This is a genomic window from Streptomyces nymphaeiformis, assembly GCF_014203895.1.
Taxonomy (GTDB): domain Bacteria; phylum Actinomycetota; class Actinomycetes; order Streptomycetales; family Streptomycetaceae; genus Streptomyces; species Streptomyces nymphaeiformis.
The window spans coordinates 580,131-594,143 of sequence record NZ_JACHJY010000003.1 but is presented as its reverse complement, the minus strand read 5'-3'; the positions used below and the strand labels follow the sequence as shown (position 1 = coordinate 594,143).

Annotated in this window: 11 protein-coding genes; 10 read left to right on the top strand and 1 reads right to left on the bottom strand. The window is 69.9% G+C overall.

What is annotated here, in order from left to right; translation table 11 throughout:
* Positions 1-265: 265 nt before the first annotated feature.
* From GGE06_RS12715 to GGE06_RS12675, 9 genes are all read left to right on the top strand, one after another.
* Positions 266-1,720 (top strand): flavin-containing monooxygenase, encoded by a 1,455-nt coding sequence (locus tag GGE06_RS12715; RefSeq protein ID WP_184930871.1) that lies wholly within the window; start codon positions 266-268, stop codon positions 1,718-1,720.
* A 166-nt stretch (positions 1,721-1,886) separates the two neighbouring features.
* Positions 1,887-2,492 (top strand): hypothetical protein, encoded by a 606-nt coding sequence (locus GGE06_RS12710; RefSeq protein ID WP_147321117.1) that lies wholly within the window; start codon positions 1,887-1,889, stop codon positions 2,490-2,492.
* Between the two features lie 7 nt (positions 2,493-2,499).
* Complete coding sequence (locus tag GGE06_RS12705) at positions 2,500-3,849, top strand: glutamine synthetase family protein (protein ID WP_220378604.1); 1,350 nt, start codon at positions 2,500-2,502, stop codon at positions 3,847-3,849.
* Positions 3,846-4,952: a Zn-dependent alcohol dehydrogenase gene (locus GGE06_RS12700; protein ID WP_116162574.1), complete on the top strand. Its 1,107-nt coding sequence runs from the start codon at positions 3,846-3,848 to the stop codon at positions 4,950-4,952. Before GGE06_RS12705 ends, GGE06_RS12700 begins: the two co-directional genes overlap by 4 nt.
* Before the next feature lie 2 nt (positions 4,953-4,954).
* On the top strand, positions 4,955-5,731 hold the full coding sequence (locus tag GGE06_RS12695; RefSeq protein WP_116162576.1) for a gamma-glutamyl-gamma-aminobutyrate hydrolase family protein: 777 nt from the start codon (positions 4,955-4,957) through the stop codon (positions 5,729-5,731).
* Positions 5,732-5,808: 77 nt separating this feature from the next.
* Positions 5,809-7,236, top strand: a complete 1,428-nt coding sequence (locus GGE06_RS12690; RefSeq protein WP_184930992.1) for an aldehyde dehydrogenase family protein — start codon at positions 5,809-5,811, stop codon at positions 7,234-7,236.
* 100 nt (positions 7,237-7,336) lie between these two features.
* Positions 7,337-8,203 carry a phytanoyl-CoA dioxygenase family protein gene (locus GGE06_RS12685; RefSeq protein ID WP_116162578.1) on the top strand — a complete coding sequence of 289 codons (867 nt, stop codon included), beginning with the start codon at positions 7,337-7,339 and terminating at the stop codon, positions 8,201-8,203.
* Positions 8,204-8,387: 184 nt separating this feature from the next.
* Complete coding sequence (locus tag GGE06_RS12680) at positions 8,388-9,416, top strand: NAD(P)H-dependent amine dehydrogenase family protein (RefSeq protein WP_116162580.1); 1,029 nt, start codon at positions 8,388-8,390, stop codon at positions 9,414-9,416.
* Positions 9,417-9,474: 58 nt separating this feature from the next.
* Positions 9,475-10,731: an aspartate aminotransferase family protein gene (locus GGE06_RS12675; protein ID WP_116162582.1), complete on the top strand. Its 1,257-nt coding sequence runs from the start codon at positions 9,475-9,477 to the stop codon at positions 10,729-10,731.
* 45 nt (positions 10,732-10,776) lie between these two features.
* On the opposite strand, the gene GGE06_RS12670 is transcribed toward GGE06_RS12675, so the two are convergent.
* Positions 10,777-11,928, bottom strand: coding sequence for a cytochrome D1 domain-containing protein (locus GGE06_RS12670; RefSeq protein WP_184930870.1), 1,152 nt, complete (start codon positions 11,926-11,928; stop codon positions 10,777-10,779).
* A gap of 300 nt (positions 11,929-12,228) precedes the next feature.
* On the opposite strand from GGE06_RS12670, the gene GGE06_RS12665 reads away from it, so the two are divergent.
* Positions 12,229-14,013: a purple acid phosphatase family protein gene (locus GGE06_RS12665; protein WP_184930869.1), complete on the top strand. Its 1,785-nt coding sequence runs from the start codon at positions 12,229-12,231 to the stop codon at positions 14,011-14,013.

Below are 14,013 nucleotides of genomic sequence, written 5' to 3'. Positions count from 1 at the left end.
TCGGCATGCGAGGTGCGCGGCAGCTGGTCGCCGTGGTCGCGGAGGACGCGTTCGACTCGGCCGGGGGTTGACGCCGGCCCGGAAGGCCTGGCTACCATCATGTGGGACGAACGATTTAGACACTCGATCTAGTCGGTTGACTCTACTCAACTTTGCGCGGCCGTCGCAATGCCCTGCCGAAGGCGGCCGGGAAGTCCGACCACGTGGTGCCGGGCTGGTCCGACGTGCCGAAACGCATCGTGCGAACAGGCAGGAAGTGACCCTTATGGACCAGACCATCGAGCGCGTCGACGTGGTGATCGTCGGCGCCGGCCTCTCGGGTATCGCGGCGGCGGTCGAACTGAAGCAGACGCACCCCGGGCGGTCCTTCGTCATGCTCGAGGCGCGCGAGGAGCTCGGGGGCACGTGGGACCTGTTCCGGTACCCCGGAATCCGGTCCGACAGTGACATGTTCACGCTCGGATACGGCTTCAAGCCGTGGACCGCCGAGAAGTCGATCGCCTCCGGCGAGGCCATCCTCGACTACCTGAAGGAGACCGTCGACGAGTACGGTCTGGCACCGCACATCCGCACCGGCCGCCGGGTCCTCGGCGCCGACTGGTCGCAGGACGACCGCTGCTGGATCCTGGAGGTCGCGGGCCCCGCCGGCCCGGAGACCGTCGCCTGTTCGTACCTCTACATGGCCGCGGGCTACTACGACCACGACAGCGGCCACCAGCCGGAGTTTCCCGGCCAGGCGGCGTTCCGCGGATCGATCGTCCACCCCCAGCAGTGGCCGGCCGGCCTCGACTGCACCGGGAAGCGGGTCGTCGTCATCGGATCCGGTGCCACCGCGATCACCCTGGTCCCGGCCCTCGCCCGGACCGCGTCGAAGGTCACGATGGTGCAGCGGTCGCCTTCCTACGTGGCCATCGACTCCGATGTCGACGAGCAGGCCAACCGGCTGCGCGCGGAAGTGGGGGACCACGAGGCGTTCACGCGGATCCGGCTGCGCAACCTCCGCGACCAGCAGGTGAAGTACCACTTCGCCCGCACGGACCCCCAGGCCTTCAAGAAGCACCTCTTCGACGAGGTGGAGAAGATCGTCGGCCGCGACTGCCGGGAGAAGCACTTCACCCCGGCCTATGAGCCCTGGGACCAGCGCGTGTGCCTGGTGCCCAACGGGGACCTCTTCCACGCCGTCCGGGACGGCCGGGCCGAAGTGGTGACCGGACACATCGAGACGTTCACGGAGAGCGGCCTGCGGATGGCGTCCGGCGAGGAGGTCCCGGCCGACGTGATCGTGACCGCCACCGGCCTGCAACTCGTCACGCTGGGCAAGATCCGCTTCAGCACGGGCGGCGAGCCCATCGACTTCTCGCAGACCTTCACCTACAAGGGAGTCGCCTTCAGCGGGGTCCCGAACCTCCTCATGGCCTTCGGCTACCTCAACTCCTCCTGGACCCTCCGCCTCGAACTGGTCAACCGGTTCTGGAGCTCGCTGCTCACCCGGATGGACGAGCTGGGCGCGACGGTCGTGACGCCCGTGCTGCGCGACGAGGACAAGGACATGCCCAGGGAGCCCTGGGTCAAGGACGTCTCCTCGGGCTACCTGGTGCGCCACATGGACGACATGCCGGCCCAGGGCGACCGCGAGCCGTGGATCAACCCCCAGGTCCACGAGCGGACGAAGGACCTCCTGAGCGGGCCTTTCGAGGACGGCGTCCTGCGTTTCGCATAGCGCCGGGCAAAGCCGATTTCTTTGCCGCCATGTCATTGACACCCGCCCTTAACCGGGACTACTTTCAAGCCAAATAACTCGATCAATTGATCCAGTCATTTGATCGAGATTCTGTGTACGTCGCCGGCACTCCGTGTTCGGCCGCGAATGATTGAGGTGAGTGCCCATGAGTGGCGCTGTGAGAATCGAGGTCGAAGCGGATCCGACTCCGCTCGTGCTCTCGCTGGCGAGGGCCCTGCGCGAGAGCGCGGCGGTTCCCGAACTCCGTGATCTCCTCACGGGGCTGACCGGCACCGTGGCGCTGCGATCGCAGCTGGACGCCCAGGCCGCGACCCTGCTCTTCGCCGAGGGCGGCGTGGACATCCACCACGGCGTGGACGAGGGCGTCGAGGCGATCCCCCTCGTGCCCTACTCCGATTACGCGCTCGCCGAGACGCCCGATGAGCTCGCCTCGGCAGTCGAGACACTGCTGAACCCGCCGGTGCCCGCCTGGCGTGATGCCGCCGCGTCCTTCTGGGCGGCGAACCAGGGCTCGTACGGATTCCCCGAGGGGCTCCGCGTGGTCTGCCAGACCGAGGAGGAGGAAATCCGCTTCGGCGAGGACGCACCGGCGTACGAGGTGCACGGTCCCGCAGACGCGCTGGCGGCGGCGTTCAGCGGCCGCGGTGAAACTTTTCTGTTCGCCATCGCGACCGGCGTCACCGTCGTCGGCAGCGTGGCGCATCTGTCGGCAATGTGCGGTGCGCACTGGAAGGTGAGATTCGGTGTCTGAGATGACCATGGATGAGCTTGACCGCTGGCTGGACGAGCACGGCATCACGTCCGTCGAGATCCAGGCGACCGACCTCGACGGCACGTTCATCGGGAAGACCCTGTCGCGAGGCAAGTTCCTGGGCGGCGTCGAGCAGGGATTCGCCTTCGCGGACGTCGTGTTCGGCAACGACCTGAGCAGCACCCCGATCCTCGGCATCCCCTTCCCTTCCTGGCGCGGCGAACTCGCGGACATCTTCCTTCGCCCCGACCTCGGCACGCTGGTCGTGTGGAAGCCGGGCAAGGCGGCCGTCATCGGCGACTTCTGGACCCAGGACGGCACCCCGGTCTCCGTCTGTCCGCGCAACCTGCTGCGCCGCGTCGATGCCGACGCCAAGCAGCTCGGTTTCACGGTCGACACCGCCATCGAGATCGAAGCGACCGTTTTCGAGGAGTCGGTTCGCGAAGCCCGCGCCAAGGGCTACGAGAACCTCACTCCGCTCGGCGGCACCAGCGGAGGTGCCTACGTGCTCGCCAAGGACGCGGACTGGCGCGCGTACCTGGAGCGGGTGGAGGAGCGGCTGCGGGCCATCGGCATCGACTGGGAGGCCTGGAACGACGAGGCCGCCGCGGGCCAGATCGAAGTCAACGTCGCGATGGGCGGTGCCGTCGAGGTCGCCGACCGGTGGGCCCGGTGTCGCCAGGTGATGCGCGAGGTGGCCCACGAGCTCGGCCGGACCGTGACGTTCATGGCGAAGTGGTCGGACGCCTGGGGCCAGGCGTCGCACCTGAACCTCTCGCTGGCGACGCCGGACGGGAACGCCTTCTACAGCCCCGACGGTCCGTCCGACGTGATGAGCCGGTTCATCGGCGGCGTGATGCCGGCGATGGCGGGTACGACGTCGATCGCCCTTCCCTTCATCACCTCCTACCGCCGGCTCATCCCCGCCGAGGGCCCGCCCACGACCATCAGTTGGGGAGTCGGCAACAAGACGACGGCGGTGCGCGCCGTCGTGGACCACCCGAAGCAGTCCCGCATCGAGTACCGCGTGCCCGGTTCGGACGCGAACATGTACCTGGTCACCGCGGCCGTCCTCGGCGCCGGCCTCTTCGGAGTCCGCAACGAACTCGAGCCGCCCACCGCCTTGACCGGCATGGCCTGGTTCCGCCCCGACGGGGAGCCGATTCCGGCGAGCATCACCCAGGCGGCCTCGGCACTGGAGGCGGACAAGATCCTGCCCGAGGCGCTCGGAGCCGAGTTCGTCGGCTACTGGATCGGCACGCGCCTGTCGGAGTGGCTGTCGTTCCACACCGGTGGGGGCGACCCCGATGCCGGGATCACCCCGTGGGAGCGCAACCGATACTTCGAGCTGGCATGAGCACCCGGATCACAGCCGCCGTACTGAACACGGCACCGGGCCCCCTCGAACTCGAGGAGCTCCTGATCGACGACCCCGGACCGGACGAGGTCCTGGTGAAGGTGGCGTACGCCGGTCTGTGCCACTCGGACCTCCACGAGATCGACGGGACCTTCGAGACCCAGCCGCCGATCGTCCTCGGTCACGAGGCGGTCGGTCGGGTCGTGGCCACCGGTGCGAGCGTGTCGGAGTTCGCGCCGGGGGACACGGTCGTGACGTGCCTCTCCGCGTACTGCGGCAACTGCGAGTACTGCGTGGCCGGCAGGCAGACCCTGTGCGTGAACCGCGCACGGCTGCAGCAGGAGCGGTCCCGGCCGAGGCTGACCAAGCCCGACGGCCGGCCGGTGCGGCCGACCGCCGGCATCGGCGCCTTCGCGGAGATGATCCTCGTCCACAAGAACAGCCTCGTCACCATCCCGGACGACGTCCGTCCGGAGACGGCGAGCGTGCTCGGCTGCGCCGTCACGACGGGCATGGGCGCGGTCCTGCACAGCGCCTCGGTGCAGACCGGGCAGAGCGTCGCCGTCGTCGGCCTCGGCGGGGTCGGTTTCGCCGCCGTCCAGGCCGCACGACTGGCGGGCGCGGCGCAGGTCATCGGTATCGACGTCGTGCCGGGCAAGCTGGAGCGGGCCGTCCGATTCGGTGCGACGCACGTCGTCGACGCAAGGGAGACCGACCCGGTCGCGGCGGTGCGGGAGATCACCGGCACCGGCGTGCACCACGCCTTCGAGGCGGTCGGCTCGGCCGCCACGGCCGGACAGGCGTTCGCCATGCTCCGGCCGGGCGGGACCGCCACCGTGATGGGCATGATCCCGGACTCGCAGCCGATTCCGGTACGAGGGGCGGAGCTGTTCCTGGAGGAGAAGCGCATCCAGGGATCGTTCATGGGCTCCAACCACTTCAAGGTCGACGTGCCGCTGTACGTGCACTTCAACCGCATGGGCCTGCTCCAGCTCGACGACCTGGTGACCGCCCGGTGCGACCTCGCCACCCTCAACGACGGATTCAAGGCCCTGGCGTCCGGACGGGAGATTCGCGTCGTCGCCCGGGTCGGGGAGGTGTGAACATGCCACCGCTGATCGGCATCACGGGCCGCCGCCTGAGCCTGGGCATGGTGAAAGGAACGTCCCGCCGCTTCCAATTCCAGTTCGTCAACTCCTACTTCAGCGCGTTCGGCGACAAGGTGGCGGCCGCCGGCGGAATACCGGTCAACGTGCCGTTCAACTGCGACGCGGAACACGTGGTCGAGCGGCTCGACGGACTCATCGTCACCGGCGGGCAGGACGTCCATCCTTCCCGCTGGGGTGGAAACGCCGAGGTCGACCCCGCGGTCGACCCGAGGTGGAACCACGATGTGCCGGACCTCGAACGGGACGAGTACGAGGCGGCCCTGATCGTGGCCGCGCTCCAGGCGAACATTCCGCTCCTGGGCGTGTGCCGCGGTCACCAGCTGCTCAACGTCGTCCTCGGCGGCACCCTCGTCGAGCACATAGAAGAGGGCCCGATCGTCCACGTGTCCCCGAACTTCGCACCCGACGACGGCGACGACGAGCACACCGTCGACTTCGTGCCGGGAAGCCTCGCCCACACGCTCTACGGGCCCCAGCGCGTCGTCAACTCCTGGCACCACCAGGCGGTCGACCGCCTCGGCCGGGGACTCACCGTCATGGGCACCACCGCCGACGGCGTCGTCGAAGCCGTCAGGCTCGCCGACAGCCCGGTGGTGGGGGTGCAGTGGCATCCCGAGTGGATGGCCTCGCCGGACCCCGTCTTCGACTGGCTCGTCGACCAATCGGAGGCGAACGCACTCGGAACCGCCATGACAGGAGGCGCGACGTGGTGAACACGGACCGGACCGGCACCGCACGTTCACTGGACGACTGGCTCGCTCTCAAGAGCCGGCTGAGCCCGTCCCGCGGAATGTGGATCGACGGCGAACAGGCCGAATCGAGGACCGGCCGGACGGCCACCCTCGTCAGCCCGCGCGACGGACTGCCCTTCGCGGACGTCCCCAGCGCGGACCGCGACGACGTGGACCGGGCCGTCCAAGGCGCCAAAAAGGCGTTCTCGTCCCGGGTCTGGGCGGGCCTGGAGCCGCGTGAGCGCGGGGCCGTGCTGATCCGCTGGGCGGACCTGCTCGACCGGCACCGCGATGAACTGGCCCTGCTGCTCGCGCTCGAGATGGGCAAGCCGGTCACGGTGGCGTGGTCCGTCGAACTGCGCACCGCCATCAACACGATCCGCTGGTACGGCGAAGTCGCGGACAAGCTGATGGACGAGTCACCGCGCGGCCGCAGCAACTCCGTCGCCCTGGTGACGCGGGAGCCGCTGGGGGTCGTGGGCGCGATCACGCCGTGGAACTTCCCGATGACGCTGTCGATGTTCAAGATTCCCGCGGCCCTCGTGTCGGGGAACAGCGTCGTCGTCAAGCCCGCGACGCAGACGCCCCTCTCCCTCCTGCGCGCGGCGGAACTCTCCGCCGAGGCGGGCCTGCCGGCCGGGGTGCTCCAGGTGGTCACCGGCAGCGGTGCGACGGTCGGCTCGGCCCTGGCCCTGCACGACGACGTCGCCACGCTGACCTTCACCGGCTCGACGGAGGTCGGAAAGCAGCTGCTGACCTACTCCGGACAGTCCAACGCGAAGCCGGTCTGGCTGGAGTTGGGAGGCAAGTCCCCCAACATCGTCTTCCCCGACGCACCGGACCTCGACGAGGCCGCGCGAATGGCGGCCTGGGCGATCTCCTTCAACAGCGGGCAGATGTGCACGGCGGGTTCGAGGCTCCTCGTGCACGAGGACATCCGCGACGACCTGGTCGCCAGGGTCGTGGACCATCTCGGCCGCCACCGGATCGGCGATCCGCTGGACCCGGAGACCACGATGGGGCCGCTGGCGTACGAGCAGCACCGCGACGAGGTGCTGGACGAGGTGCGCAAGGGGATCGCGGAGGGAGCCCGGCTCGTCCTCGGCTCGGACCGGAAGAGGACCGACGGACTGTACGTGGATCCGGTGGTCTTCGTGGACGTGGACCAGCACAGCCGCCTCGCCCAGCACGAGATCTTCGGCCCCGTCCTGTCGGTCACGACGTTCCGCGACGACGCCGAGGCCATCGCGATCGCCAACAACTCCGACTACGGACTCGGGTCCGCGATCTGGACCGGCGACCTCGCCCGGGCCCACCGCCTGTCGCGGGAGATCCAGGCCGGCCTGGTCTGGATCAACTGCTACGAGGAGGGCGACACCTCGGTGCCCTTCGGCGGTCAGAAGCTCTCCGGCCACGGGTCGGACCGGAGCCTCCACGGCCTCGACAAGTTCACGACCTTGAAGACGACCTGGATCGAACTCGCCTGATCCGTCGCGAGGACGACGCGCAGGAGACCAGGGAGCCGTAATACCCGCGGCTGATCGAGCGGTCGATCAACCGTGGTTCAGATTGAGGGAGAGAATTCACATGGCAACACAGAAGAAGGCCCAGGACCTGACGTCCGTGGCGGCTGACACGTCGGCGGAAGAGATTCTCAGGATCGTGGCCCGTGACGGCGGCGTCATCATCAAGAACTTCCTGACGCAGGAGCAGGTCGACCGCTTCAACAGCGAGATCGAGTCGCCGCTGCAGGCGCTCAACCCGGGTTCGACCCACGAGAACGAAATCGTGGCCGCGTTCCACGGCCACAACACCAAGCGGCTCACGAACCTGGTGACGCACAGCGCCACGTTCCGCAGCGAGATCATCGACCACCCCCTGGTCCACGAGATCAGCGACTCGGTCTTCCTCGAGGAGTCGGGCACGTACTGGATGACCACTGCGCAGGTCATCGAGATCGGCCCCAACAGCCAGGCGCAGCTGCTGCACCGTGACCTGGAGAACTGGTTCCCGTTCGTCGGGCTGGGCCCCAGCGGCCCGGAGGTCAGCATCAACTTCCTGGTCGCCCTGACCGACTTCACGGAGGAGAACGGCGCCACCCGCGTCATCCCCGGGAGCAACCACTGGAGCGACTTCGAGGACCGGGGGACTCCCGAGCAGACGATCCCCGCGGTCATGAGCGCCGGCGACGCCCTTTTCATCAGCGGTAAGGTCGTGCACGGCGGTGGGGCGAACCAGACCAGCGACTTCTACCGGCGAGCCGTGGCCTTCACGTTCAACGCGGGCTACCTCACCGGCGAGGAGGCGTACCCCTTCCTGGTCGACAAGGAGCTCGCCAAGACGCTCTCCCCGCGCGTTCAGCGCATCCTCGGCTTCCGCTCCCAGTACCCGACGGGCTCCCCCGGCCTGTGGCAGGTCAACTACGCCGACCTGGCCGACTACCTCAACCTCTGAGGCCGACCCGACCGGCTCACGCGGCCTCGTCACCGAGGCCCCGTGAGCGAGACGTCCCGCAGACGGCCCTCCACGGGCCCTCTGCGGGACGTCGTCCAGGTCCGGCCCCTGTTCCCGCTCGTTGATCCACGGGACGCCGGACTCGGTGCCGCCGTCCCGCGTGTGCTGAAGGAGGCACTCAAACATGACCAAGGCGACCGGTGTCGTTCTCGTCGGACTCGGTGCCACGGGCATCGCCATCGCGGAGTCGCTGGTGAGCCGACGCGACTGCGAACTGCTGGGTGCGCTGGACATCGGGGCGGACAAGGCCGGAGTGCCCCTCGCCGACTTCGTCGCCGGCGCCCCGCGTGTCCCCGTGGTCTCCTCCGTCGCGGAGCTGCCGCCCGCCGACGTGGCCGTCGTCGCCACGTCGTCCTGGGTCGACGCGATAGAACCGACGCTCGCCGCCCTCGTCGAGCGCGGTACGAACGTCGTGTCGATCTGCGAGGAGCTGCGGGATCCGACCCGGAGCCACGCCCGGGCCGTGGACCGTCTGGACCGGCTCGCGCGCGAACACGGTGTCTCCGTACTCGGTACCGGCTGCAATCCGGGGATGCTGATGGACACGCTGCCGCTGGTCCTGAGCGGCCTCACGCTCGGGGTGGAGCGCGTGTCCGTGCGGCGTACGGCGGACATGAGCCGCTACGGCGCGATCCTGAAGAAGTTCGGGCTGGGCCTCACGCCGGCCGAGTTCGACGCCGAGCGCGATGCGGGCCGTGTCATGGGGCACGTCGGTTTCGCGCAGAGCATCGGCGCCCTGGCACGCGGCCTGGAGTGGGAGCTCGACTCGATCGAGGTCGACGCCGTCGAGCGGGACCTGATCGCGGAGACGGAACGCAAGGGACAGCACACCGTCATCGCCGCGGGAACCGTGACGAGCGTCCTGCACCGGGCCCGTGGACTGCTGGCGGGGAAGCCCGTCATCGAACTGGCCACCCGGTTCGGCATCTTCGACCCCGAGGACGCCGTCGAACGCGGCGACGCACTCACCATCGTCGGCCGTGAGCAGACGATCGAACTCGCGGTGCCCGGCGGGTTCGAGAGCTTCCTCTCGACCGTGGCCATGGCATCGAACGCCGTGACCGCGGTCGTCGAGGCGGCGCCGGGTTTCCGCACCGTCGAGGACCTGCCGGTGGGCGCCCTGGCCAGCAAGGGTGCCCGCGTCGCCCCCTGAGGCTCCCGCAAGACCACGCCCGGCGGTGCCGGGTTCCCGAGAAAGGAAGAAACGTCAGATGAGTCTGGAGTCATCGCGCATCGCCTTCGAGCGAGCCCGGCGCAGTGTGGGAGCGGGGGTGGGCTCCGGCCTCCGCGCGGCGATGCAGCCGCATCCGCTCTTCGTGAGCGAAGCGCGGGGAGCCCATGTCTGGGACCTGGACGGTGACCGCTACATCGACTACGTCATGGCGTGGGGTCCCCTCGTCCTGGGCCACGGCGACCCCCGCATCGTGGACGCCGTACGTGATGTGGTCACGCGGATGCAGGTCGTCGGCACCGGCCACGTCCTCGAGTACGCGGCAGCGGAGGCGGTCCTCGGATCCGTCCCGCACGGCGAACGCCTGCTCTGGAGCAACACCGGAACCGAGGCGGTTCAGGTCGCGCTGCGCCTGGCGCGGGCGGCCACGGGGCGTCGGCGGGTGGTGAAGTTCGCCAAGAGCTACCACGGATGGCACGACACCGTGTACGCCGGCCTGACCGACGCCGACACGGGTGAGGCCGCGGTGCCGGCGAGCAGGGGCCAGAGCCCGAGTGCGCTCGACGACCTCGTGGTGGCGCGGTTCAACGACGTGGAGATGATCGAACGCATTCTCGCGGACGCCGTCGAACGGGACATCGCCGCCGTGCTCATCGACCCGATCATGAGCAACGCGGGCGTCGAATCACCGGAGCCGGACTTCCTGCGGACGCTGCGGTCCCGCTGCGACCGGCACGGCGTGGTGCTCATCTACGACGAGGTGATCGCCGGATTCCGGATCGCCCGGGGCGGCGCGGCCGAGCGCTTCGGGGTGCACCCCGATCTGTCCGTCTTCGGCAAGGCCATGGCCGGTGGCTTCACCCAGAGCGCCGTCGTCGGTCGAGCGGACCTGATCGACCAGGTGACCGATGGTGTGGTCCACGCCGGGACGTTCAACGGAAACCCGGTCGCGTTGGCCGCGGTAAAGGCGACCATGGAAGCACTGGAGGACCCCTCCGTCTACGAAACGCTGGAGGGCGTCTCCGCCCGGTTCGAGCTCGTGATCGGGGACCTGCTGGCCTCCGCGCCCCAGGCCGCCCGCCTCAAGCGCGTCGGTTCCCTGCTTCAGTTCGTCCCGGACCTCGATGCCACGGGCCTGCACGGGACCGGCGGCCTCTGGCCGCGGATTCTGGGCGGGATGCTCGCCAACGGCGTGGCGTTCATGCCTTCCGGCAAGATCTTCCTCAGCACGGCGCATCACCGGGCAGACGTCGATGCCACCGCCGACGCCCTCGAGAAGGTCCTGCGTCAGCTGTAGGGGGCCGCACGGGTCTGAAGCCGCCTGCGGCCCCGGCGCGTCCCGTCAGCGCGTGCCGGTCTCCTTCCCCGCCGTCTTCCAGTGGACGCGGTGCCTGGTGCCGGCCCGCGGGGCCACCGGCTCCGGCTCCGCCTCGGCGGCCACGCTCATCGGTCCCGCGCCGACCGTCGCCGAGCCCATGACCCGGTCGGTCTCGGTGTCGACGAACACCGTGGACTGCGAGCCGAGCCCCGTGGCGACGTACAGCTGCTGTCCCTCGTAGCCGAGCGCGAGACCCTCCGAGCCGCCGGGAACGCGGAAGGTGCGCGCCACCTCGCCGGCCTCGGTGTCGATGACCGACACCCGGTCGTTGCCGAAGCCGGAGGTCACGTACACCGACGTGCCGTCGGGCGCCACGGCCAGCGACTCCGCGCCCTCCTCGACCGGCACGGCGTCGAGGACGGTGGCCGCGCGGGTGTCGAGGACGGACACGTAGTCGGTGCCGTTGCCCGTGGCCACGTACGCCAGGGTGCCGTCCGGGCTGACGGCCACGTCGTAGGCGGCGGTACGCGTGCCATAAGGGGTGGCGGGGGTGCCCAGCGGCACGGTCGCCGCGACCCGGCCGGGGAAGGCGTCGATCACCGACACGCTGCCGGACAGCAGGTTGGCGACGTAGACGCGGCGCCCGTCCGGGGAGACCGCCACGCCCTTGGGGAAGGCGCCGACCCGCAGCGTGCGCACGACCCGGTCCCGGTGGGTGTCGATGACCGAGACGGTGCCGGAGTCCGCGTTGGTGACGTAGGCGCGCCGGCCGTCGCGGCTGACCGCGACCCCCTCGGGCCGGTCGCCGACCCGGATCGTACGGACCACCCTGGCCCGCACGGTGTCGATGACGCTGACGGTGTGCGAGCCGCTGCCACCGGTCACATAGGCGCGGTGCCGCTGCCGGGAGACGGCCACGTCGACCGCACCGGACGGCACGCTCACCGTGTGCGTGACCGTCCGGTCGTCGGTGTCGAGGAACGACAGGGTCCTGGCGGTCGCGTTGGCCACGTAGGCGCGGTCGGCCGCCGGCCCGTCGTCGTGCGGCGGCGTCGCCGCCGCGGGCGTCACGGGCGCGACGGCCGTCGAAGCGACGACGGCAGCGGCGGCCAGGACCACGCGCAGCCGACCGGCGGACCGGCGTCGGGTGGCTTCGTGAGAGTCGCGTGCCGGCACGGGGGGCCTCCAAGGGGGCGGCGATCGGGCGACCCCCGGCACGGGTGCGGGAGCGCATGGGTGTGTCCCCTTCTTCCCGTACCGGGCGCGGGGCGAGACCGAAGGACACGCCTTGTCGCCCGACCGGCCGACGCCACGGGCCCCCGATCGAGTGAATGCGGCGGCCGGGAGGGCGCGGTCCGGCCGCGCCGGACCGTCCCGGCCCCCGGCCGCGCCTACGTTCCCGAGGGTGCCTCCGTCCCCCCGTCTCCTGGCCGACGCACTCGACCGGCCGCAGCGGAGGCTGAAAGGACCCGTGACATGCCTGTGCTCGCATCCGGCGGAAGACGCCGCGGCCTCCATCTCGCCGGCGCCGCCGTGGCGCTCGGCGCACTGTCGGCGGCCCTCGGCGTGCCCACAGCCGCCCATGCCGACCTGCCCGGCGCCTCGCCGGTCCTCACCCGGGCCCCTTATCTGACGGACCTGACGCCCACCTCCGTCCGCGTGACGTGGGCGACCACCACCCGCAGCCGGCAGACCGTGAAGTACGGTCCGCTCGGCAACTGCACGGCCAACTCGGTCACGTCCACCGTGCTCGGCACCACCATCACCGTCAACGGCCTCACCCGGTACACCAACTCGGTGACCGTGCCGAACCTCAGCCCCGACACCCCGTACTGCTACCGGGTCTACACCGGCGACGCCACGCCCATCGACCTGCTCGGCACCAACCCCTCGCCCGAGTTCAGCACGATGGTGCCGGACGGCTCGACCACGCCCTTCACGTTCGCCGTGCTCGGCGACTGGGGCGACACCACCAGCAACGGCGTCAACAGCGGTGCGGTCAACCAGGACCAGGCCAACGTGCTGTCCCGGCTGGCCGCCAGCGGCGCCCGCTTCACGCTGTCCACCGGCGACGTGGCGTACCCCAGCGGCAGCCAGACCAACTACGGCGACCTCCAGCAGTCCGGCGTCAACATCAGCGGGGTCTTCGCGCCGGAGTACTACGCGGCTCCCGGACAGAAGATCCCGATGTTCGCCGTCAACGGCAACCACGGCCGCAACACCACCCTCCTCCCGACCTGGCCGGAGAGCGCCGTGACCGCGGCCTCCAACGGCGTCTACTCCCAGGTCAGCTATCCGTCGTTCTTCGGCAGCGACCCGGCGACCTACCCGACGACGTACTACGCCTTCACCAGCGGCGGCGTGCGGTTCTACATGCTCGACGCGTCCTGGAGCGACAGCAACACCGGCACCGCCGACGGCAACAACTGCGAGGGCACCGACCACTGCGCCATCTACCAGGTGGACGCCGCCGCCCACTGGACGACCACCTCGGCCGAGTACCAGTGGCTCCAGCAGGACCTGGCCGCGCACCCGGGCGGCGTCAAGGTGGCCGCGTTCCACTTCCCGCTGCGCTCCGACGACCCGACCGAGCCGGACGACGAGTACCTGAAGAACAACCCGGGCAGCACCGACACCCTGGAGCAGCTGCTCCACGACAACGGCGTGAACCTGGTCTTCAACGGCCACTCGCACATCTACCAGCGCAACGTCGCCCCGCCCGGCGGCGTGCCGAGCTACGTGACCGGCGGCGGCGGCGCCAAGCTCAGTTCGGTCGGCGGCCACGGCTGCGACCCGACGGACGCGTACGCCCTCGGCTGGTCGTACAGCTCCAACGTCGGCAAGCGCTGCCCCACCTCGGTGCCGATCCCCGCGGCAGACGCCAACGTCCACCACTTCCTGCTGGTCTCGGTCAACGGCTCGACGCTGACGGTCACGCCGACGGACTCCCTCGGCAACCAGTTCGACGCCCAGACCTACGACTTCACCGCCGACGGCACCGCGCCGTCGGCTCCGTCCCCGCTGACGGTGACCCGCCCCGCCTCCACCACCATGAAGCTGACGTGGGGCGCGTCCACCGACGACCGGCAGCTCGCGACGTACGACGTCTACCGCAACGGGACGTACATGGCGACGGTCCCGAAGGAGGTGCTCACCTTCAGCGACAAGACGGCCGTGTGCCCGGCCTCGTACAGCTACGAGGTCAGGGCGCGCGATCTGGCCGGGAACACCGCCGGGACGACCACTCCGGTGACCTGCTGA